Genomic DNA, 21,690 nt, shown 5'->3' on the forward strand with positions numbered 1-21,690 from the left:
CGCGGTGTCATGAACCCATGAGCACTGACACTGCCCTCGACATCGTCGTCGTCGGCACCGGGCCGGTCACCATCGACCAGGTGGTCGCGGTCGCGCGGCACGGCGCGGGGGTGCGGCTTTCCGACGAGGCGCTCGACGCGATCGCGCGCGGCCGCGCGGTGGTCGACCGGCTGGCCGCCGACACGCAGCCGCACTACGGCATCTCGACGGGCTTCGGCGCGCTGGCCACCATGTCCATCCCGCAGGAGCGGCGACGCGACCTCCAGCGCAGCCTGGTCCGCTCGCACGCCGCGAGCACCGGACCGGAGGTCGAGCGCGAGGTGGTCCGCGCACTCATGCTGCTGCGGCTCTCGACGCTCGCGACGGGGAGGACGGGCGTGCGGCCCGAGGTCGCGACGGCGTACGCCGCGATGATCGACGCCGGCGTCACGCCGGTGGTCCGCGAGTACGGCTCGCTCGGGTGCTCGGGCGACCTGGCCCCGCTCGCGCACTGCGCGCTCGCACTCATGGGCGAGGGGGAGGTGCGCGACGCCGCGCGGACGCCGATGCCGGCCGCGCAGGCCGGGCTCACGCCGGTGACCCTCACCGAGAAGGAGGGGCTCGCGCTCATCAACGGGACCGACGGCATGCTCGGCATGCTGGCGCTCGCTCTGCACGACCTCGACATGCTCCTGACCAGCGCCGACGTCGCTGCCGCGATGTCCGTCGAGTCGCTGCTGGGCACGGACGCGGTCTTCGCGAACGACCTCCAGGGGCTGCGACCGCACCCCGGCCAGGCGGTCTCGGCCGCGAACATCCGGGCCGTGCTGCACGGCTCCGGGATCATGGCGAGCCACAAGACGCCGGACTGCACGCGCGTGCAGGACGCCTACTCGCTGCGCTGCGCTCCGCAGGTCCACGGCGCCGCCCGCGACACCCTCGCGCATGCGCGGGCCGTCGCCGAGCGCGAGCTCGTCGCCGCCGTCGACAACCCCGTCATCACGCCCGACGGCCGCGTCGAGTCCAACGGGAACTTCCACGGCGCACCGGTCGCGTACGTGCTCGACTTCCTCGCGATCGCCGTCGCCGACGTCGCCAGCATGTCCGAGCGCCGCACCGACCGGTTCCTCGACGTCAGCCGCAACCACGGCCTGCCGCCGTTCCTCGCGCACGACCCGGGCGTCGACTCCGGTCTGATGATCGCGCAGTACACCGCGGCCGGCCTCGTCTCCGAGCTGAAGCGGCTCGCCGTTCCCGCGAGCGTCGACTCGATCCCGTCGTCGGCCATGCAGGAGGACCACGTGTCGATGGGCTGGCACGCGGCCCGCAAGCTGCGCCGGTCGATCGACGCCCTGACCCGCGTGATCGGCATCGAGGTCCTCACGGCCGCCCGCGCGATCGACCTGCGGGCTCCGCTGACGCCGTCACCGGCCACCGGCGCGGTCAGGGACCTGCTCCGAGGGCTTGGCATCCCCGGACCCGGACCCGACACCTACCTCTCCCCAGACCTCGAGACGGCGGCCGCCGCGGTCCGTGACGGAGCCGTCGAGAAGGCCGCCATGCAAGGAGCTCGCTCATGACCGCCGGCGCCCGACCCGTCCGCGCACCTCGCGGCACCACGCTCACCGCCCGCAGCTGGCAGACCGAGGCACCGCTGCGCATGCTCATGAACAACCTCGACGCCGAGGTGGCCGAGCGCCCCGACGATCTCGTCGTCTACGGCGGGACGGGCAAGGCGGCGCGGTCCTGGGAGGCGTACGACGCGATCGTCCGCACGCTCACCACCCTCGGCGACGACGAGACGCTGCTGGTCCAGTCCGGCAAGCCGGTCGGCGTCCTCACCACGCACGAGTGGGCGCCGCGCGTACTCATCGCGAACTCGAACCTCGTCGGCGACTGGGCGAACTGGCCCGAGTTCCGCCGGCTCGAACAGCTCGGGCTGACGATGTACGGGCAGATGACGGCCGGCTCGTGGATCTACATCGGCACGCAGGGCATCCTCCAGGGCACGTACGAGACCCTGGCGGCGGTCGCGGCGAGCAAGTTCGGCGGGACGCTCGCCGGCACGCTGACCGTGACCGGCGGCTGCGGCGGGATGGGCGGCGCGCAGCCGCTCGCGGTGACGCTGAACGGCGGCGTCTGCCTCATCGTCGACGTCGACGGCGAGCGCCTGCACCGGCGGGTCCGCGAGCGCTACCTCGATGTCGTCGCGACGGGCCTGGACGAGGCGATCGCGCAGGTCACGGCCGCCAAGAAGGCGAAGCGGGCGCTCTCCGTGGGTGTCGTCGGGAACTCCGCCGAGGTGCTGCCCGAGCTGCTGCGCCGCGGCGTCGACGTCGACGTCGTGACCGACCAGACGTCCGCCCACGACCCGCTGTCCTACCTGCCGGTCGGGATCGAGGTGGCCGACTGGGCGGACTACGCCGCGGCCAAGCCCGAAGAGTTCACCGACCGCGCGCGCGAGTCGATGGCCCGGCACGTCGAGGCGATGGTCGGCTTCCAGGACGCCGGAGCCGAGGTCTTCGACTACGGCAACTCGATCCGCGACGAGGCCCGCCAGGGCGGCTACGACCGCGCCTTCGACTTCCCCGGCTTCGTGCCGGCCTACATCCGGCCGCTGTTCGCCGAGGGCAAGGGCCCGTTCCGGTGGGCGGCGCTCTCGGGCGACCCGCGGGACATCGCCACCACCGACCAGGCCGTGCTCGACCTCTTTCCCGACGACGACCACCTGCACCGCTGGATCCGCGCGGCCCAGGAGCGCGTCGCGTTCCAGGGGCTGCCGGCGCGCATCTGCTGGCTGGGGCACGGCGAGCGCGACAGGGCGGGGCTGCGGTTCAACGAGCTCGTCGCGGACGGTTCGGTGACCGCCCCGCTCGTCATCGGCCGCGACCACCTCGACGCCGGCTCCGTGGCGTCGCCGTACCGCGAGACCGAGGGCATGGCCGACGGGTCCGACGCGATCGCCGACTGGCCGCTGCTCAACGCCCTCGTCGCCGCCTCGTCGGGCGCCACCTGGGTGTCCATCCACCACGGCGGCGGCGTCGGCATGGGCCGCTCGATCCACGCCGGTCAGGTCTCGGTGGCCGACGGCACCGAGCTCGCCGCCCGCAAGCTCGCGCGGGTGCTGTCCAACGACCCCGGCATGGGCGTGCTGCGGCACGTCGACGCCGGGTACCCGCGGGCCGACGAGGTCGCGACGGCCCACGGCCTGCGTGTGCCGATGCGGGAGCGTGACGCGTGACGTTCGCCCGGATGTGGTCGGACCTGTCGCCCGTCGGCCGGGCCGACGACGGTGGCTACCGCCGGTTCGCGTGGACGGCGCAGGACCATGTGCTGCGCGAGTGGTTCGCGGGGGAGGCGGCGATTCGCGGCCTGGACCTGGTGACCGACCGCGCCGGCAACCAGTGGGCGTGGTGGGGCGACCCGGACGCGACGCCCGGCGTCGTCAGCGGCAGCCATCTCGACTCGGTGCCCGGCGGTGGCGCGTTCGACGGGCCGCTCGGTGTGGTCAGCGCGTTCGCAGCGCTCGACATCCTCCGTGACCAGGGCTTCTCGTCTTCGCGGCCCCTGGGCATCGCGAACTTCGTCGACGAGGAGGGCGCCAGGTTCGGCGTCGCCTGCGCCGGGTCCCGCCTGATCACCGGGGCGCTCGACGCCGACAAGGCCCGCAGCCTGCGCGACGCCGACGGGGTCACGATGGCCGACGCCCTGACCAAGGCCGGCCGCGACCCCGGCACGCTCGGTCGCGACGACGAGGCCCTCGGGCGGATCGCGTCGTTCGTCGAGCTGCACGTCGAGCAGGGCCGTGGGCTCGTGCACAGCGGCGACGCCGTCGGTGTCGGCCGGATGATCTGGCCGCACGGCCGCTGGCGGGTCGAGCTGCGCGGCGAGGCCAACCACGCGGGCACCACGCCGCTGGCCGACCGGCGCGACCCGATGCTCGACCTGGCGGCGCTCATCGCGCACGTCCGGTCGGCCGCGCTCGACAACGGCGCGCTCGCGACCGTCGGCAAGCTGCGCGTCGACCCGAACGGCGTCAACGCGATCCCGTCGCAGGTCACGGCCTGGCTCGACGTCCGGGCGGAGTCCGAGGACGCCGTCACCGCGGTCCTCGCCGACCTGTCCCGGTACGCCCCGGCGCAGGAGTCCTGGACCCCGGTCACCGTGCTCGACGCCGATCTCGCGGACACCGTCGTCGACGCGCTCGGCGGCTCCCCGCGGCTGAGCACGGGCGCGGGCCACGACGCCGGCATCCTCGCCGCCGCCGGGATCCCGACGGCGATGCTCTTCGTGCGCAACCCGTCGGGGATCTCGCACGCACCCGCGGAGGACGCCGACGAGGCCGACTGCCTCGCGGGCATCGACGCGCTGACGACGACGCTGGAACGGTTGCTCGCGTGACGAGCTACTGGGCTGCGCAGGCCTGGCTCCCGGACGGCCTGGCCGCCGACGTCCGCCTCACGGAGGCGGACGGACGATTCACGACGGTCACCGCCGGCACCGCCCCGGACCCGACCGACCATCGCCTGCCCGGCGTCGTCCTGCCCGGGTTCGCCAACACCCACTCGCACGCGTTCCACCGGGCGCTGCGCGGCCGGACGCACGACCACGGCGGCACGTTCTGGACCTGGCGCGAGCAGATGTACGCGCTCGCGGCGACGCTCACACCGGACGCCTACCTCGACCTTGCGCGCGCGACGTACGCCGAGATGGTGCTCGCCGGGGTCACGGCGGTGGGGGAGTTCCACTACCTGCACCACGGCCCCGGCGGAGCGCCCTACGACGACCCGAACGTCATGGCTGAGGCTCTGCGCACGGCCGCGCGCGACGCGGGACTGCGGATCACCCTGCTCGACACCGCCTACCTGACCGGCGGGATCGACGCACCGCTCGAGGGCGCCCAGCTGCGGTACGGGGACCACGACGCCGACGCGTGGGCCGCCCGCGTGGCGGCGATCCGGCCCGACGACACCCTCACGGTCGGCGCCGCGATCCACTCCGTCCGCGCCGTCCCGCTCGACGATCTCCCGACGATCGCCGCGCACGCGACGGGCCGCCCGCTGCACGTCCACCTCTCCGAGCAGCGCCTGGAGAACGAGCAGGCCCTGGGCACGTTCGGCGCGACCCCGACCCGCGTCCTGGCCGACGCCGGCGCCCTCGGTCCGGCCACGACCGCGGTCCACGCAGTCCACCTGACCGCGCAGGACGTCGCCACGCTCGGCTCGACGCGCACCGGGGTGTGCCTGTGCCCGTCGACCGAGCAGGACCTCGGCGACGGGATCGCCCCGGGGGCCGCGCTGCACGCCGCCGGCGCACGGCTCTCGGTCGGGAGCGACCAGCACGTCCGCACGGACCTGCTCGCCGAGGCCCGGTCGGTCGAGCTCCACGAGCGCCTCGCCGCCGAGACGCGGGGCGTGCTGACCCCGGCCGACCTCATGAGGGTCCTGACGACCGGTGGCCACACGAGCCTGGGCGACCCGACGGGCGGGCGGCTCGCAGCGGGTTCTGTCGCCGACCTCGTCGCCGTCCGCACCGACACCCCGCGGACCGCCGGCGCCGACCCGGCACAGCTCGTCCTCGTCGCCGGCAGCGCCGACGTCGACACGGTCGTGGTGGGCGGCGTCGTGCGTGTCGAGGCAGGGCGGCACGTCCTGGGCGACGTCGGCGCGATGCTGGGCACGGCGATCCGTGCCGCGTGGGAGGAGACCCGATGACGTCGCACCTGGTCACGGGCATCGGCGAGCTGGTCACCCACGACCCGCGGTTCGACGGCCCGCTGCTCGACGCCGCGCTCGTCACGCAGGACGGTCGCGTCGCCTGGGTGGGACGGGCCGCGGACGCCCCAGCCGCCGACCGTCGCACCGATGTGCAAGGCGCGGCCGTGGTCCCCGGCTTCGTCGACTCGCACACGCACCTCGTCTTCGCGGGCGACCGGGCCGCGGAGTTCGAGGCCCGCATGGCGGGGGTCCCGTACACCGGCGGCGGGATCGCGACGACGGTCGCGGCGACCCGGGCGGCGTCCGACGACGAGCTGCGCGGGCGCCTCCGACGGCTCGTCGACGAGGCCGGCGCCCAGGGCACGACGACGATCGAGATCAAGAGCGGCTACGGCCTCGACGTCGCGACCGAGGAGCGCCTGCTCCGGCTGGCCCGCGAGGTCACCGACGAGACCACGTACCTCGGCGCGCACATCGTCCCGCCCGGGATCGACCGGGCCGACTACGTCGCGCTGGTCACGGGACCGATGCTCGCCGCCTGCGCGCCGCACGCCCGGTGGGCCGACGTCTTCTGCGAGCCCGCGAGCCCCGTCGCCTTCGACGGCCACGAGGCCCGCGCGGTGCTGCTCGCCGCGGCGGCGGCCGGCCTCGGGCTGCGCGTGCACGGCAACCAGCTGGGTCACGGCCCGGGCGTCCGGCTCGCCGTGGAGCTCAAGGCCGCGAGCGTCGACCACTGCACGTTCCTGTCGGCAGCCGACGTCGCGGACCTGGCCGACGGCGACACGGTTGCGACCCTGCTGCCGGGCGTCGAGTTCTCGACCCGGTCCCCGTACCCCGACGCGCGTCGGCTGCTCGACGCGGGCGTCGAGGTCGCGCTGGCCAGCGACTGCAACCCCGGGACGTGCTTCTCGACGTCGATGCCGCTGATGATCGCGCTCGCCGTCCGCGAGATGCGGATGACGATCGAGGAGGCCCTGCGAGCGGCGACCCTCGGGGGCGCGCACGCCCTGCGCCGGGACGACGTCGGGCACCTCGCCATGGGTGCCCGCGCCGACCTGGCCGTGCTCGACGCCCCGAGCTACCGGCACCTCGCCTACCGGCCGGGCGTCCCCATCGCGCGAGGTCTGACGCTGTAGGTCCGGTCGCGAGAGAGTGTCCCGGTGAGCGGGCTCGGGCGCGGTGCAGCGACGGTGGTACTGGCCGCCGGGCTGCTGGTCGGGTGCAGTCCGGGGGACGGTGGGCAGCGGCCGAGCGCACCCGCGGTCATGAGCGTGCCGCCGGACATCAAGCCCTCCAAGGCCACTGCGCCCAGCCCGGCCCCGCCGACGCCGGAGGCCCCGGCGTTCGCGTCCTCCATCAGCCCGATCACGCCCGAGCTCGCCGCCCGGATGTCGTCGTCGTGGCGCCCGGGGTGTCCCGTCGACCTGGCCGACCTGCGGTACGTGACGGTCACCCACCACGGCTTCGCGACGGACGAGATCGCCCAGGGTGAGCTCGTCGTGCACGCCGACGTGGCGGACGGCGTGGTGGCCGTGTTCCGCACCCTGTTCGAGGAGGGCTACCCGATCCGGTCCATGAGGCTGGTCGACGACTTCGGCGCCGACGACGACGCGTCGATGGCAGCGGACAACACCTCCGCGTTCAACTGCCGCGCGATCACGGGCGGCACCGAGTGGTCGCAGCACGCGTACGGCCGGGCGATCGACCTCAACCCGATCGAGAACCCCTACGTGCTGGGCGGGTCGGTGTACCCCCGCGACGGTCGCGCGTTCGCGGACCGGTCGGTCGGCGGCGCCGGGGTGGTCCAGCCAGGGGACGGCGTGGTGCAGGCGTTCGAGGCGATCGGCTGGTCCTGGGGCGGCGCGTGGTCGGGCCCCATCGACTACCAGCACTTCTCGTTGACAGGAGACTGAGGACGAAACGGACTCTTGACGCGGATCGCACGCCGGGTCATAGGGTGGGGGTACTGCCATTTGGTAGGAGTACTTACAAACTCTGACTTCCCCCAGTGTCGAGGAGAGCCTCATGCGCCGGTCCCGTCGGTTGTCCGTCTCCGTTGCCGTGGCCGTCGGCGTGAGCGCCGCACTCGTCGCGACCCCCGCCGCCGCGAAGGCCCCCTCGCCCGACGCGCCGAGCAAGGTCGTCACGGCCTACTTCGCCGACTGGGACGTCTACGGCCGCGGGTACTTCGTCAAGGACATCCCGGTCACCCAGCTCAACGTCATCCAGTACGCGTTCGGCGTGCCGGGGTACGACCCCGCGACGGGCGCGGCGAGCTGCAACGTCCTCGACCCGTGGGCCGACTACCAGCAGGTCTACTGGAGCGGCGACAACACGGTCGACGGCGCCGCGGACGACCCGAGCAACCCGGACCAGCACCTGTTCGGCAACTTCAACCAGCTGCAGAAGCTCAAGGCCGCCAACCCGAACCTCAAGGTCGAGATCTCGCTCGGCGGCTGGACCAAGTCGACGTGGTTCTCCACGCTCGCCTCCACCCCCGAGCTGCGGCAGTCGTTCGTGGCGTCCTGCATCGACACCTTCATCAAGGGCAACCTCCCCGGCGGCGGCTGGCCCGAGGGCGCCGGTGGCGCCGGCGCGGCGGCCGGCCTGTTCGACGGCATCGACATCGACTGGGAGTACCCGACGCAGGTGGCCGGCGGGAACGTGAACGTCGGCCCGGCCGACCGCCACAACGCCACGCTGCTGGCGGCCGAGTTCCGCAAGCAGCTCGACGCGTACGGCGCCACGACCGGCAAGCACTACCTGCTCACTGCGGCGCTGCCGGCGGCGAAGAGCTCGACGAAGTACTACGAGCTGAGGGAGATCACGAAGTACCTCGACTGGGACAACGTGATGACGTACGACTTCAACGTGCCGAGCGGGCCGAAGGCGTCGCCGAACACCCTGTTCACCCCGGACCCGCGCGACCCCAACGCCAAGGACCTCACCTGGAACACGAGCGGCACCGTCGCCTGGTACCTGCTCAACGGGGTGCCGGCCAGCAAGATCGTCGTCGGGGTGCCGTTCTACGCCCAGCAGTACCTGCGCACCGGGACCGCGAACCATGGCCTCTACACGGCGTTCGACAACACCGGCACGGACTCGAACTCGCTGACGGTCGACGTCACGCCGCAGCCGAGCTACCACGCGCTCGTCGACGAGGGCGGCTACGTGGATGCCGCTGGAGTCACGGGCGGCGCCGGCTACACCGCGTACTGGAACCCGCTGGCAGGGGAGCCGTACCTCGTCAACCCGGCGGCGGCCCACCCGAACCTCACCACCGGCCCGGCGACGGTCCCGACGGTGATCGTCTACTCCAGCCCCAGGTCCGTCGGTGAGCGGACGAAGCTCATCAAGGCGCTGCACCTGCGTGGCGCGATGGCGTGGGAGCTCAGCCAGGACTCGGACAGCCACGCCCTGATCGCCGCGCTCGGGCCCGTGCTGCAGTAGCCGGGACGCTGTCGCCCGTTCGGCGCAGTCGAGTCACTCGAACGCCGCGACCGGCCGGGCGGGCGCGAGCATGGTCGCGAGCCGAGCGGAACGCCCTTTTGTGCCTTTCGCGCGGCGGCCCGTTGCTGTGACCTGCGTCATGTGATGCGCGATTTGTCCTTGCATTTCCTGCCGCGTTGTCCGGTTCTTCCGACGACGCATTACCTAAGTCCTGCATGGGCTCACGGAGGTGGCCGCACACTGAGCCGAAATCAAAAGATCACTCATTTGGAGTCAATGTGAGAAAGACCATCGTCGGCGGCATCGCCGCCATCGCCCTCGCGGGCGCGGCGCTCGTCGGCCTGTCCTCTGCGGCCGGCGCCGCGGACATCGTCACCGTCCCGGTCCCGGCCAACCCGCTCGTCGGTAGCTGCATCGACCCGGCCACCCTGGCCCTGCCTTCGGTGACCGGTGTCACGTGGGGTGCCTTCGTGGACCACAAGGACCTCAACGGCAAGGTCGGCATCTCGGCGACGGCCGCTGACGGGTACCAGTTCGCGAACGGTGCGACCAGCAAGGCGTACGCCGCCGTGCAGTCGTGCCCGGTCACCCTGCCGCAGTTCGACACCACCAACGTGTGCCAGGTCCCGCTGGCCAACGTCACCGTCCCGTACACGCCGCACGTCAAGACCTACCTGTACGGCGTGACCGGGTACGACCAGAACGTCGCGATCACCGGCCCGGTCAACGTGACCCGAGCCATGGCGGGCCAGTTCTGGGTCTCGTACACGACCAACCCGGGCTTCGTCGCGGCGAACGCCGGGCAGTGGCACATCGACTTCGGCTTCGCGTGCGACTTCGCCGCTCCCGACGTGCTCGGTGTGGGCGCCAAGGCCACGCCGCAGTACGGAGACTTCCACAACGGCACGTGGAAGGTCTCCTCGGTCACCACGCTCGCCGACGGCACCGGCTTCACCACCCACGGCGGCACGCCGCTGACCGGCCCGGTCGTGCGCTACCGCCTGGTGTTCACCCCGAACACCGGCTACGTGCTCCCGGCCACGCTGCCTGGCGACGGTTTCAAGGTCGGCACCGCGGCCGTGTTCCTGGTCTACGTCCCGGCCGTCTGACAGACGTTTCGCCCAGGGGGCGAGCCGCAACCGCGGCTCACCCCCTGGGCAGCGCCGGACACCAGTGGAGAAATCTCCGCAGAATGCCCCCGGTCGTGTCCGATTTCCCTCGGTGGAATTGTCCGCCGAATTGTCCGCTCTGCGCGCGGCAGCCCGGTCCCGAGTCGGTTCGTCCCGGCGATCGGGCAGGCCGCGAAGCGTGATTCCCGACGCGTACCCGACCTTCACGGTCGGCGCGAGCGCGTCATGCCGCGCGACGCGTCGTCGCTGCCCACCCCGGGCGCTGTCTCTCGATCAATTCTCTCGCCCGACCACGGCCCGCCCTGGTCCGGGCGGGTGACCACCGTGCGCCAACGCACCCCTGATGAAGGAACTCCGTGAACTCGATACAACGACGCCTGGCGTCGTTCGCGGCCATCGCCGCCCTCGGCACCGCCATGCTGGCGATCGCCGGCCCCGCCAGCGCCAGCACCGCCGACGCCACCGCCGCGGTCACCACGACGGCACCGACGTGCTCCACGGGAGCCCACGTCTCGCTCGGCGACATCGCCAACGCGACCTGGGGCACCCCGGTCGAGACCAAGACCACCTACTCGGTCGTCGCGACCGCCGCCGCCGGGTTCACCTTCGCCGGCGGGAAGGCCACGCAGACGTTCACCGGCGCACTGGGCCCCAAGCTCTCCGCGGACTCCTGCCGGACCGTCGTCACGATCGCCTGGCCGCAGGCCACGGCCGCGACGTGCATCGGCCCGGGAGGGATCTCGCCGGACTTCACCACGTGGTCGCCGGCGGAGAACCCGAACGGGTACGAGGGCCCCGGGTACCACCTGTACGTCTCGCCCGCCTACGCGGGGCCGGGCACCTACACGCTGACGGCGTTGCGCATCGGTGACGCGGGTACGGGCGACTACCCGTTCGGCACCTGGTTCGACGGCTCCGGCTCCCCGACGAAGACCGCCCAGACGCGCACGGTGACCGTGGCTCCGCAGATGTCGGGCTCGTCGTGCCTCACCACCGTCACCCCGCCCGCCCCGGTCTGGGTCGACGCGTGCGGGATCGACGGCAACGGCGCGTGGCAGTTCACGAGCACCGCCCGATACACGTACGCGGTGACGACGTCCGCGACGGGTGAGGCCACGGTCGTCGCGACCCCGGGGTCCGGCTACCAGTTCCCCGCCTCCGACCCGGCGCCGCAGTGGACGCACGTGCAGGACGACTCCCGCTGCCCCGTCGCGCCGCCTGCACTGACGGTCACGAACCAGACCTGCACTCCGGCCGGTGACGGTGCGACCTTCACGCCCGGGGCGGTCGCCGTCGCCTCCGGCGCCGGCGTCTCGACCGTCTACGTCTACCTGAACGGCACCAAGGTCGCGAACAAGGGCTCCCTGGCGCCCGGCACGTACTCGGTCATCGCCAACGCGACGGCGGGATACGAGTTCGCCCCGCCGCTCGCCGGCTGGGCCTGGTCCGTAGGCCCCGCCGGCAAGGCCAAGGTCAGCACGTCGTTCACGGTCACGTCCGCCGCCGACTGCACCGTCGCCCCGACGACCCCGGCAGCCCCGACCGCTCCGGTGACCCCGACGGTGCCCGCGGTTCCGGCCGAGGACGACCTGACGCCCGAGACCCAGGGCAACATCACCGTGACCGACGGTGCGACGCCCGGCGGCCAGATCGGCGTGACGGTCGACGGGTTCGCCGGTCAGCAGGTCGACCTGGTGCTGTTCTCCGCCCCGACGTCGCTGGGTCGGGTCACCCTCTCGTCGGCAGGTTTCGCCATCGTGACGATCCCGGCCGACGCGACGCCCGGTGCGCACCGGATGGCCGCCTACGACACGTCCGGCACCCTCATCGGCTGGGTCCCGTTCACCGTGACACAGCCGTTCGTGGCCGCGTTGAGCTCGGGCGGTGCCGCGCCGTCGACGGCGAGCACCGTCATGGCGGACGAGCCCGTGCTTGCGGCGACAGGCTCGTCGTCCGCGCTGGTGGCCGGCCTCGCCACGCTGATCCTGGCGGGCGGGCTCGTGCTGGTCTGGCTGCGCAGGCGCGCTCGCGCCTGACCGGAGCACCATCGACGGGRCGCGGGGCCGACAGCCGGCACCGCGYCCCGTCGGTCGTTGCGGCGACGGACGGCCCACCAGGACCAGCGACTCGAGCGGGGTCGGCCGGTGCACGTCAGTGCTGGCTGCGCAGCTTCATCCACCCTGGCCGTCCGTCGGGGTCGACGATCGCGTGGTAGGCGGGTGTCGCCAGCAGCCGCTCCCAGAGCGGCAGGTGCACCTGCGGGTGCGTCCGCAGCCGGCCGGGCGGACGTGGACCCGTCCGCCCGCCGTCGTGCCACCGGTCGACGGCGGCCGCGCTCGAGCGCACGGCCTCGATGGCGTCGGCGAGGTCGATCAGCCCCTCGTCGTCGTCACGGTCGAGGTGCTCACGCAGGAGCTCGAGCCGCAGCTCGCGCGCGAAGCGTCGCGCGCCGTCGCCCAGGCCCGCCGGGTCGCGCGGCTCGCGACCGTCCTGCTGCCGGTCCAGGATCGCCGCGGTGAGCTCGGAGTCGTGGGTCCAGGAGCGACGGTTGAGGTTGTCGCTGCCGACCGTGGCCCACACGTCGTCGATCACGCAGACCTTGGCGTGCACGTAGACGGGGCAGCCGTCGCGGTTCTCGACGTCGAAGACCTGGACGCGGTCGCCGCCCGCGGCGCGCACGATCTGCAGGGCCCGGGCGTGGCCGAGCCGCACGGGCGGCAGGCCCAGGCGGCCGTCCTGGTCCGGGTAGCGAGGGACGACAGCGACCAGGTGCAGACGAGGCTCGCGGCGCAGAGCGGCGGCGAAGACCTGCGCCACGTCGGCCGACCACAGGTACTGGTCCTCGACGTAGACCAGGCGCCGGGCGCGGCGCAGGGCCTTGGCGTACCCCCTCGCGGCGCTGCGCTCCCCGTCGGGCGCGAACGGGTAGCCGGGGCGGCGCTTCGGGTAGGTGCGCAGGAGCTGGACCGCACAGGTCCCGGCGTCGGGCGGGTCCGGCGCCGCCGGCGGAAGGCGGCTGGGGTCTCTGTCCTCCCGCCGCACGAGGTCGGGCACCGCCTGCCAGGGCAACCGGGACAGCGCGGCGGGATCCTCCCAGCGCTCCCGGAACACGTCCTCGACGTCCCGGACGGCCGGGCCGCGGATAGCGACCTGGACGTCGTGCCACGGCGGGCGCGGCCCGTACTGGTGCGCGAACGGCTGGCCCTGCGGATCGCCCTGGTGGTCGGTGTCGTCGCGGCGCCCGTGCGCCAGGTCGATGCCGCCGAGCAGGGCGACGTCGTCCCCCGGACGGTCCGGGTGGCGGATGACGACGAACTTCTGGTGGTGGCTGCCGACCGAGCGCACGCGCTGGTCGAGCAGCGCCTCGCCGCCGCCGTCGTTGACGGCCTCGGCCAGGTTGCGGTTCTCCTCGCTCGAGAACCGCAGCCGGTCCAGGTGCGAGCGCCAGATCAGGCCCTTCACCAGCGCGCCGCGCGACACGGCTGCCTCGAGCGCCTCGGCGACGGTCGGGCCGTCGTCGGTCAGCCGCTCGTCGGGATCTCCGCGCCAGTCGCTGAAGAGCACGAGGTCGCCGTCGCCCGCGTCGGCCAGCGCTGCGGCGAGGGCGGCGAAGTACGTGGCGCCGTGCACGAGCGGGCGCACCGCGTTGCCCTCGGTCCACGGCCGGATCCGGGTCGCATCGTTGCCGCGCTGGTCGCCGGTGAGCAGCCACCCGAGCTCGGTGCGGCCCGCCGCGACCGCCGGCAGCCGAACTCCGGCCGACCTGGGACGAATTGGCTGGAGCGCGTGGCGGTGCACCTGCCCAACCTCGCACAGGTGGCCGGTCCGGGCCACGCGCGAAATCGCGGAGCCCCGCGTAGCCGCCTCGTCGTCGACAGCTACCGGGCCGCGTCAGGCCGCGGTGATGCCGTTCGGGGAACGGCCAGGAATCCGGCGAGGGGTGACGCGTCCAGGGGCGCTCCCGTCGAGGCGTACGCGACGTGGTCGCGAAGCGTCGCGACCACGGCGTGGTGGACTGCCTCCGGCGTGTGCCGGATGAGCGCCTCGACGATCGCCTCCAGGGTGGCCACCGGCTGCGCGAGGACGGGTCGACGAGGGCGAACGAGTAGGAGGGGCAACGGCACCATGCGGTCGGTCTGACGCCACAGCATCACGAAGGACTTTTGCCGCCCGATGCTCAGAGCGGTGACGGAGGACAAGGGGAATCGCATCCGCACGAACGGCAGGATCCGATGCACGAACGCGCCGTTCTCGACGTCGACCCAGACCCTCGACGAGACGAGGATCCCACCGATGCCGGCGGCGATCGCGAGGCCACCGACCGTCGTGCCGAGGTCGTGGTTCGCGATGCCGCCCAGCGCGTAGACCACCCCGAGCGTCACGAGGAGCAACCACCACAGCACGCCTCGGGTCTTTCTGAACGTCCTGATCCGGACCACGCCATCCCCTGTTCTTCATGCACGTCTTCGACCTGGTCATCGACCGCGCGGGTGGCGGTGTTGAGTCGGATGTCCACCAGCAGTGACGGGGGCCTCGCGCACGGCCTCGGCTGATGGATCCGGGCCCCTCGGTACGCCGCGCGTGATGTCGGAGGTTCCGACAGACTTTCCTGACCATCTGGGCGACGTCGGGGGACCCGGTCATGAGCGTGTTGCGCATCAAGTCCGTCGAGCAGTCGATCGCGGACTCCGAGGAGCCGGAGTACCAGCTCAAGCGCTCGCTGAGCGCGCTCGACCTCATCGTGTTCGGCGTCGGCGTGGTGATCGGCGCGGGCATCTTCACGCTCACCGGGCGGGCGGCGCACGACGTCGCCGGGCCGGGGATCGTCCTGTCGTTCGTGTTCGCGGGCATCTGCTGCGCGCTCGCGGCGATGTGCTACGCCGAGTTCGCCTCGACCGTCCCGGTCTCGGGGTCGGCGTACACGTTCAGCTACTCGAGCCTCGGCGAGATCTTCGCGTGGATCATCGGCTGGGACCTGATCCTCGAGATGTTCCTGGGCGCCAGCGTCGTCGCGCAGGGCTGGAGCGCGTACCTGGGCGTGCTGTGCGAGAACCTCGGCTTCTCGATCCCCGAGTCGATCGGCTACGGCGGTGTCGTCGATGTCCCGGCGATCTTGCTCGTCGTCGTGCTCGGGGTGCTCATCACGATCGGGATCAAGGAGTCGTTGCGGGTCAACCTCGTGCTCGTCGCGCTCAAGCTGTTCGTGGTCCTGTTCGTCATCATCGCCGGCATCCAGTTCATCTCCACCGACAACTGGAGCCCGTTCATCCCGCCCGCCCAGGCCACCGAGAAGACGACCGGGCTGACCCAGCCGCTGCTGCAGGCGCTCGCGGGGGTCGAGCCGTCGACATTCGGCTGGGGCGGCGTCGTCGCGGGCGCCGCGCTCGTGTTCTTCGCGTTCATCGGATTCGACGTCGTCGCGACGACCGCCGAGGAGACCCGCAACCCGAGGCGCGACCTGCCCATCGGGATCATCGGCTCGCTGATCATCTGCACGGTGCTGTACTGCGCCGTCTCGATCGTCGTGACGGGGATGGTGAGCTACGACAAGCTCGATCCCGAGGCCGCGCTGGCCAACGCGTTCACGGCGCACGGCGAGGACTGGATGGCGACGGTCATCTCGGCGGGCGCGGTCGCGGGCCTGACGACGGTCGTGCTGACCCTGATGATCGGCGGCAGCCGCGTCATCTTCGCGATGAGCCGTGACCACCTCCTGCCCGTCGGTCTGGCCAAGGTGCACCCGACGTTCCGCACGCCGTGGGTGATCACCGCCGTCGTGACGGTCATCGTGGCGCTCGTCGCCGGCCTGACGCCCGTCGGGGTGCTCGAGGAGATGGTCAACATCGGCACCCTGAGCGCGTTCGTCATGGTCAGCCTCGGTGTGCTGGTGCTGCGTCGCAAGCGTCCCGACCTGCCGCGTTCCTTCGAGGTGCCGTGGGTGCCGGTCCTGCCCCTGCTGTCGGCCGCGATCTGCCTGTACCTGGCGCTGAACCTCTCGGTCGAGACGTGGCTGCGGTTCGTCATCTGGCTGGTGTTGGGGTTCATCGTGTACTTCGGGTACTCCATGCGGCGCTCGCGGCTGGCGGGGGAGGTACCCCAGCGGGCGTAGCGCTACTTGCCGCCCTTGCCCTTCCCGGGGCCCTTGCCCTTGTCCTTGCCCTTCGGGGTCGTCGCGGGCGTGTCGACGACGGCCGGGGCCGGGCTGACCGCGGCGGGCGACGGCTCAGGCACGGCCGCGGCTGCCGCGGCGGCGCGCTCCTGCTCGGCGGCCAGCTGGCTCTCGACCTCGTCGAGGGCCGTGTCGATCTGGCGGTACCGCGCGGTGGACACCTCACCGAGGTCCGCGCCCGCGTCGAGATCCGCCCGCGTCGTCGCGAGGAGCGCCTGCGCGTCCGCCCATCGCCCCTCGGCCGCTGCCTGCGTGACCCCGAGCACCGATTGCTGGAGGGTGTGCGCCCGGTCGGCGTCGAGCTCGGGCGTGCTGCCGCAACCCGCCACGGCGAGCGCCAGCCCCAGCACGAGCCCGGCGCAGCCGACCCGCCGCCTCACGGTTCCACGCTCCGCTGGAGCTGGTCGAGCGAGTCCCCGAGCGTCCCCTGGACCGTCGGGTAGGCGGGTGCGTCGGGCGGCGGATCGGTTGCCGACACGCGCTGGCCGATCAGCAGGGCACCCGTCGCCAGCAGCGCGATCGCGCCCGCGGCGAGCAGCGCACGGGAGGTGCGAAGGCGGTGCCACCGGCTTTCCGTGACTGCTGCGACGGGTTCGGGCGTGTGCGCCAGGGCCAGGGTCCGGTCCGTCGCGACGAGGGCCGCGAACCCCGCGGCGACCTCCGCCGCCGCGGGCCGGTCCTCCGGCGCCATCCGGGTCATCCGTTCCAGCAGCCCGCCCAGCTCCGGGCCGAGCTCGGCCGGCACGTCCGGTGGCGCCGCCAGCCGAGCCAGCGCCACCTCGGCCGTCGTCCCGGAGAACGCCGGGCGTCCGGTGACGCACTCGAGCAGGACGAGACCGAGGGCGTAGATGTCGCTCGGCGGGCCCAGCGCGACGCCGGTGGCCTGCTCCGGGCTCAGGTAGCGCACCGTGCCGAGCGTGATCCCGGTCATCGTGAGCCTCGTGGAGTCGGCCAGGCGCGCGATGCCGAAGTCGGCGAGCTTGACGGTCGGTCCACCGTCCCGACCGGGGACGTCGAGGGCGTGCGGGCTCGTCAGCAGGATGTTCGCCGGCTTGATGTCGCGGTGGATGATGTCGCGCTCGTGGACCTGCGCGAGCGCCTCGGCGATCTCGCGGCCGACGCGGGCCGTCTGCTCGGCGTCGAGCTGCTCGCCGCGCAGACGCTCCGCGAGCGTCGGCCCGTCCACCAGCTCCATGACGAGGTACACCTGCTGGGAGCCGTCGGGATGCTCGACGGAGCCGGCGTCGTAGAGAGTGACCAGGCCGGGGTGGTGCAGGCTGGCGAGCGCCTTGATCTCGGCGCGGTTGCGCATCAGGTCGTCGGTGTCCTCGTGGACCGCCGGGAAGACCTTGACGGCCACGTCCCGCCCGAGCAGGACGTCGCGAGCGCGGTGCACCGACGCCATCGCGCCGCGACCCAGCACGCTGTCGAGGAGGTAGCGACCGTCGAGGAGCATGGGCTCCGGGGCGCCGTCGTCCGACGGTGCCTCCGGGCGCGACCCGTCGACATGTCCCAGCATGTCGGCAGACGCTAGGCCGTCCGGATGAGGGACGCACGTCGGGACCGGGTGAGAAGGGTTCGCCCGTGTCGAGGCTCGCGTCGGGAGTGGTGCGGACATACATTGGCAGGACATCAGGCAATGGGGCCTAGCTTCACAAGAGCGACGGTTCCGCCACCCAAACGGAGCGAAACATGTTGCGTGCAGATGTGTCCCTCAGCCGTGCGCTGCGCAGGAACCCGACCAAGGGTCAGAGCCAGTCAGGCGAGCTCGTCCAGCTCGTGACGCCCGAGGGCGTCCGTCGCGAAGACCCCGTGTACGACCCGGTGGTCGCCGACGTCGACAACGAGCTGCTGACCCGCCTCTACGAGGACATGGTCGTCGTCCGCCGCTTCGACACCGAAGCCGTCGCGCTCCAGCGCCAGGGGCAGCTCGGCCTGTGGCCACCGCTGCTGGGCCAGGAGGCCGCGCAGATCGGCTCCGCGCGAGCGCTCCGCGAGGACGACTTCGCCTTCACGAGCTACCGCGAGAACGGCGTCGCGTACTGCCGCGGCGCGCAGCCGGCGGACCTCGTGCGCGTATGGCGCGGGACCGCGCTCGCCGGCTGGGACCCGAAGAGCATCGGCATGGCGACGCCGCAGGTGATGATCGGCTCGCAGACCCTGCACGCCACCGGGTACGCGCTCGGCTGCGTGAAGGACGGGGTCGACTCCGCGGTCGTCGCGTACTTCGGCGACGGAGCCACGAGCAAGGGCGACGTGCACGAGGCGATGGTGTTCGCCGCGAGCTTCCAGGCGCCGGTGGTCTTCTTCTGCCAGAACAACCAGTGGGCCATCTCCGAGCCGGTGGGCCTGCAGGCGCAGCGCCCGATCGCGGAGCGCGCCGCCGGGTACGGCATCCCCGGCATCCGGGTCGACGGCAACGACGTCCTCGCGGTCCTGGCCGCCACCCGCGTCGCGCTGGAGCGGGCGCGGCGAGGCGAGGGCCCCACGTTCATCGAGGCCGTCACGTACCGGATGGGCCCGCACACGACGTCGGACGACCCGACGCGCTACGTCGACCCGTCGGACAAGGCCGAGTGGGCCGCGAAGGACCCGATCGCGCGGCTCGAGCGCTTCCTGACGATCCCCGACGACCGCGCCGCGGCGATCAAGACGAAGGCGGACGCGTTCGCGACGGCCATGCGGGAGGCCTGCTACGGCCTGCCCGACCCCGTGCCGCTGAGCGTCTTCGACCATGTCCTGGTCGAACCGACACCGTCGTTGCAGCGGCAGCGCAGCCAGTACGCCGCGTACCTGGCGATGTTCGGTGAGGACGACTGATGGCCACGATGACCATGGCCGCCGCCCTGAACGACGGCCTGCGGCACGCGCTCGACGACGACCCCACCGTGGTGCTGCTCGGCGAGGACATCGGGCGGCTCGGGGGAGTGTTCCGGGTGACCGACGGGCTGCAGCGCGACTTCGGCGCCGACCGCGTCATGGACGCCCCGCTCGCCGAGGCCGGGATGATGGGCGTCGCCGTCGGCCTCGCCTACCGGGGGTACCGGCCCGTCGTGGAGATCCAGTTCGACGGATTCGTCTACCCGGCGATCGACCAGCTGGTCACCCAGGTGGCGCGCATCCACTACCGGACCGGCGGTGCGGTGCGCATGCCCATCACCGTCCGCATCCCGTACGGCGGCGGCATCGGCGCGGTCGAGCACCACTCGGAGTCGCCCGAGGCGTACTTCGCCCACACGCCCGGCCTACGGGTGGTGACCTGCGCGAACCCGCAGGACGCGCACACGATGATCCGGCAGGCGATCGCGTCCGACGACCCCGTGGTCTTCTTCGAGCCGAAGCGCCGGTACTGGGTCAAGGGCGAGGTCACCGACGACCTCGCAGGCGCCCTGCCGCTCGACCGGGCGCGCGTCGTGGTCGAGGGATCCGACGTCACGCTGGCCGCCTACGGCCCCCTCGTCGTGACCGCCCGGGACGCCGCGCTGGCCGCGCTGGACGACGGGCTGTCCGTCGAGGTCGTCGACCTGCGCTCCCTGTCGCCGCTGGACCTCGACACGCTCGAGGTGTCCGTGCGCAAGACCGGTCGGTTGGTGATCACGCACGAGGCGCAGCAGAACGGCGGGCTCGGTGCGGAGATCGCGGCGAGCATCACCGACCGGTGCTTCGACGTGCTCAAGGCGGCGCCCGTGCGCGTCACCGGGTTCGACACCCCGTACCCCGCGGCGAAGGTCGAGGACCACTTCCTGCCCGACCTGGACCGGCTGCTCGATGCCGTCGACCGTGTGATGGGCAGAGCGCACTCGCTGACCGGCTGGAGGGCGTCATGATCCGCACCATCACCCTGCCCGACCTCGGTGAGGGCCTGACCGAGTCCGACCTGGTCGAGTGGACGGTGGCGGTGGGCGACACCGTCGAGCTCAACCAGGTGGTCGCCGAGGTGGAGACCGCCAAGGCGCTGGTCCAGCTGCCGTCGCCGTACGCCGGGGTGGTCGCCGAGCTGCTCGTCGAGGCGGGCGCGACCGTCCCGGTCGGGACACCGCTCCTGACAATCACGGTCGACGAGCCCGCCGTGGTCGAGACGGTCTCCGAGCCGCCGGTCGACGCGCAGGACGCGGCCGCCGACGAGACCCCGGAGATCGTCGCGCCGGTGCGGACCTCGGTGCTCGTCGGGTACGGGCCGCTCGCCGAGACCTCAGCCCGGCCGCGTCGGCGGTCGCGGTCGGAGGCCTGGGTGGCGGCGCACGCGATCGCCGACGACGCCGCGGCCGTGGTGCTCGCGGCCCGTCGCGTCGGTCCGAAGGTGCTGCCGCCTGTGCGCAAGCTCGCGCACGATCTGGGCGTCGACCTCAACAAGGTGGAGGGCACCGGCAAGGACGGCTTGATCACGCGCGAGGACGTCCTGCACGTGGTCTCGGGCGCGGCGTCCGCACCCGCGGTCGACCGGTCCCGTCCGTCGGCACCGAGCCGGCCGGTCCGCACGCGGGTCGCAGCGAGCCCGTCGCCGAGCCCGGCCCAGTCGGTCGCGTCGGGCGGCCCGGCGCGCGAGGTGCGGACCCCGGTCACGGGCGTCCGCAAGCAGACCGCCGCGGCGATGGTGGCGAGCGCGTTCACCGCCCCGCACGCGTCGACGTCGTTGACGATCGACGTCACGCCGACGCTCGAGCTGCTCGAGCAGTTCCGCGACGACCGCGCGCTGGCGGGTCACCGCATCTCGATCCTGACCCTCGTCGCCAAGGCCGTGACGATCGCGCTGCGCCGCAACCCGACGCTCAACGCGCACTGGGACGACGCCGCGGGGGAGATCGTCGAGTACGGGTACGTGAACCTCGGCATCGCGGCGGCGACGCCCCGCGGGCTGCTGGTGCCGTGCGTCAAGGACGCCGACGGGCTGCGGCTCCCCGACCTGGCCGACGCGATCGGCGCCCTCACCGAGGCCGCCCGGGCGGGCACCACGACGCCTGCGGACCTGGCTGGCGGGACGATCACGATCACGAACATCGGCGTGCTCGGCGTCGACACCGGCACGCCGATCCTGGTGCCCGGTCAGGCGGCGATCCTGGCCATGGGCGCGGTTCGTCGGCAGCCCTGGGAGTTCCAGGACGCGATCGCGCTGCGGCACGTCATGACGCTGAGCGTCTCGTTCGACCACCGCCTCGTCGACGGCGCCGAGGCGGCCCACTTCCTCACGGACGTCGGCGCGATCCTCGCCCGGCCCGGATCGGTGCTGAGCATGGTCTGAGCGCGG

At 72.7% G+C, this 21,690-nt stretch carries 17 protein-coding genes; 13 read left to right on the forward strand and 4 right to left on the reverse strand.

From position 1 onward, the window contains the following. The first annotated feature begins 17 nt into the window (after window positions 1–17). From hutH to AC1DUE_RS07325, 9 genes are all read left to right on the forward strand, one after another. On the forward strand, window positions 18–1,559 hold the full coding sequence (hutH, locus tag AC1DUE_RS07285; protein WP_477038735.1) for a histidine ammonia-lyase: 1,542 nt from the start codon (window positions 18–20) through the stop codon (window positions 1,557–1,559). Next, entirely contained in the window at window positions 1,556–3,220 is a 1,665-nt protein-coding gene (gene hutU / locus AC1DUE_RS07290) for a urocanate hydratase (RefSeq protein WP_477038736.1), read from the forward strand. The genes hutH and hutU overlap by 4 nt, the downstream gene beginning before the upstream one ends. 11 nt (window positions 3,221–3,231) lie before the next feature. After that, window positions 3,232–4,380: an allantoate amidohydrolase gene (locus tag AC1DUE_RS07295; protein WP_477038831.1), complete on the forward strand. Its 1,149-nt coding sequence runs from the start codon at window positions 3,232–3,234 to the stop codon at window positions 4,378–4,380. Further along, entirely contained in the window at window positions 4,377–5,693 is a 1,317-nt protein-coding gene (locus tag AC1DUE_RS07300) for a formimidoylglutamate deiminase (protein WP_477038737.1), read from the forward strand. Before AC1DUE_RS07295 ends, AC1DUE_RS07300 begins: the two co-directional genes overlap by 4 nt. Beyond that, the gene (gene hutI / locus AC1DUE_RS07305; RefSeq protein WP_477038738.1) at window positions 5,690–6,832 is read left to right on the forward strand and encodes an imidazolonepropionase; all 1,143 of its coding nucleotides are present in this window, start codon (window positions 5,690–5,692) and stop codon (window positions 6,830–6,832) included. The genes AC1DUE_RS07300 and hutI overlap by 4 nt, the downstream gene beginning before the upstream one ends. A 24-nt stretch (window positions 6,833–6,856) precedes the next feature. Further along, on the forward strand, window positions 6,857–7,609 hold the full coding sequence (locus tag AC1DUE_RS07310; protein WP_477038739.1) for a M15 family metallopeptidase: 753 nt from the start codon (window positions 6,857–6,859) through the stop codon (window positions 7,607–7,609). A 112-nt stretch (window positions 7,610–7,721) separates the two neighbouring features. After that, on the forward strand, window positions 7,722–9,146 hold the full coding sequence (locus AC1DUE_RS07315; RefSeq protein WP_477038740.1) for a glycoside hydrolase family 18 protein: 1,425 nt from the start codon (window positions 7,722–7,724) through the stop codon (window positions 9,144–9,146). A gap of 278 nt (window positions 9,147–9,424) precedes the next feature. Next, complete coding sequence (locus tag AC1DUE_RS07320; protein ID WP_477038741.1) at window positions 9,425–10,255, forward strand: hypothetical protein; 831 nt, start codon at window positions 9,425–9,427, stop codon at window positions 10,253–10,255. Window positions 10,256–10,632: 377 nt separating this feature from the next. Next, the gene (locus AC1DUE_RS07325; RefSeq protein ID WP_477038742.1) at window positions 10,633–12,312 is read left to right on the forward strand and encodes a hypothetical protein; all 1,680 of its coding nucleotides are present in this window, start codon (window positions 10,633–10,635) and stop codon (window positions 12,310–12,312) included. A 115-nt stretch (window positions 12,313–12,427) separates the two neighbouring features. Here AC1DUE_RS07325 and AC1DUE_RS07330 read toward each other — a convergent pair whose 3' ends face one another. Together AC1DUE_RS07330 and AC1DUE_RS07335 are read right to left on the reverse strand one after the other, a co-directional pair. Then, the gene (locus tag AC1DUE_RS07330) at window positions 12,428–14,074 is read right to left on the reverse strand and encodes a phospholipase D family protein (RefSeq protein WP_477038743.1); all 1,647 of its coding nucleotides are present in this window, start codon (window positions 14,072–14,074) and stop codon (window positions 12,428–12,430) included. 80 nt (window positions 14,075–14,154) lie between these two features. Next, on the reverse strand, window positions 14,155–14,679 hold the full coding sequence (locus AC1DUE_RS07335; protein ID WP_477038744.1) for a hypothetical protein: 525 nt from the start codon (window positions 14,677–14,679) through the stop codon (window positions 14,155–14,157). 239 nt (window positions 14,680–14,918) lie between these two features. Between AC1DUE_RS07335 and AC1DUE_RS07340 the strand changes: the two genes are divergently transcribed. Further along, window positions 14,919–16,385 (forward strand): amino acid permease, encoded by a 1,467-nt coding sequence (locus AC1DUE_RS07340; RefSeq protein ID WP_477038745.1) that lies wholly within the window; start codon window positions 14,919–14,921, stop codon window positions 16,383–16,385. Between the two features lie 2 nt (window positions 16,386–16,387). On the opposite strand, the gene AC1DUE_RS07345 is transcribed toward AC1DUE_RS07340, so the two are convergent. Next, window positions 16,388–16,825, reverse strand: coding sequence for a hypothetical protein (locus tag AC1DUE_RS07345; RefSeq protein ID WP_477038746.1), 438 nt, complete (start codon window positions 16,823–16,825; stop codon window positions 16,388–16,390). Next, window positions 16,822–17,964 carry a serine/threonine-protein kinase gene (locus tag AC1DUE_RS07350; RefSeq protein WP_477038747.1) on the reverse strand — a complete coding sequence of 381 codons (1,143 nt, stop codon included), beginning with the start codon at window positions 17,962–17,964 and terminating at the stop codon, window positions 16,822–16,824. The genes AC1DUE_RS07345 and AC1DUE_RS07350 overlap by 4 nt, the downstream gene beginning before the upstream one ends. A gap of 173 nt (window positions 17,965–18,137) precedes the next feature. Here AC1DUE_RS07350 and pdhA point away from each other — a divergent pair, with 173 nt between their 5' ends. Genes pdhA through AC1DUE_RS07365 form a run of 3 tightly spaced genes read left to right on the forward strand, consistent with a single transcriptional unit; the run spans window position 18,138 to window position 21,684 of the window. Continuing rightward, on the forward strand, window positions 18,138–19,265 hold the full coding sequence (gene pdhA / locus AC1DUE_RS07355) for a pyruvate dehydrogenase (acetyl-transferring) E1 component subunit alpha (RefSeq protein WP_477038748.1): 1,128 nt from the start codon (window positions 18,138–18,140) through the stop codon (window positions 19,263–19,265). Further along, entirely contained in the window at window positions 19,265–20,272 is a 1,008-nt protein-coding gene (locus AC1DUE_RS07360) for an alpha-ketoacid dehydrogenase subunit beta (protein ID WP_477038749.1), read from the forward strand. Before pdhA ends, AC1DUE_RS07360 begins: the two co-directional genes overlap by 1 nt. After that, window positions 20,269–21,684: a dihydrolipoamide acetyltransferase family protein gene (locus AC1DUE_RS07365; protein ID WP_477038750.1), complete on the forward strand. Its 1,416-nt coding sequence runs from the start codon at window positions 20,269–20,271 to the stop codon at window positions 21,682–21,684. The genes AC1DUE_RS07360 and AC1DUE_RS07365 overlap by 4 nt, the downstream gene beginning before the upstream one ends. Window positions 21,685–21,690 lie beyond the last annotated feature (6 nt).

It is taken from the genome of Cellulomonas sp. P4_A2 (assembly GCF_056402515.1).

What these genes read in the sequence shown, in the direction of transcription:
- hutH (WP_477038735.1), top strand. Translation starts at nt 18, where the DNA reads ATGAGCACTGACACTGCCCTCGACATCGTCGTCGTCGGCACCGGGCCG.
- hutU (WP_477038736.1), top strand. Translation starts at nt 1,556, where the DNA reads ATGACCGCCGGCGCCCGACCCGTCCGCGCACCTCGCGGCACCACGCTC.
- AC1DUE_RS07295 (WP_477038831.1), top strand. Translation starts at nt 3,232, where the DNA reads ATGTGGTCGGACCTGTCGCCCGTCGGCCGGGCCGACGACGGTGGCTAC.
- hutI (WP_477038738.1), top strand. Translation starts at nt 5,690, where the DNA reads ATGACGTCGCACCTGGTCACGGGCATCGGCGAGCTGGTCACCCACGAC.
- AC1DUE_RS07315 (WP_477038740.1), top strand. Translation starts at nt 7,722, where the DNA reads ATGCGCCGGTCCCGTCGGTTGTCCGTCTCCGTTGCCGTGGCCGTCGGC.
- AC1DUE_RS07340 (WP_477038745.1), top strand. Translation starts at nt 14,919, where the DNA reads ATGAGCGTGTTGCGCATCAAGTCCGTCGAGCAGTCGATCGCGGACTCC.
- AC1DUE_RS07350 (WP_477038747.1), bottom strand. Translation starts at nt 17,964, where the DNA reads ATGCTGGGACATGTCGACGGGTCGCGCCCGGAGGCACCGTCGGACGAC.
- pdhA (WP_477038748.1), top strand. Translation starts at nt 18,138, where the DNA reads ATGTTGCGTGCAGATGTGTCCCTCAGCCGTGCGCTGCGCAGGAACCCG.
- AC1DUE_RS07360 (WP_477038749.1), top strand. Translation starts at nt 19,265, where the DNA reads ATGGCCACGATGACCATGGCCGCCGCCCTGAACGACGGCCTGCGGCAC.
- AC1DUE_RS07365 (WP_477038750.1), top strand. Translation starts at nt 20,269, where the DNA reads ATGATCCGCACCATCACCCTGCCCGACCTCGGTGAGGGCCTGACCGAG.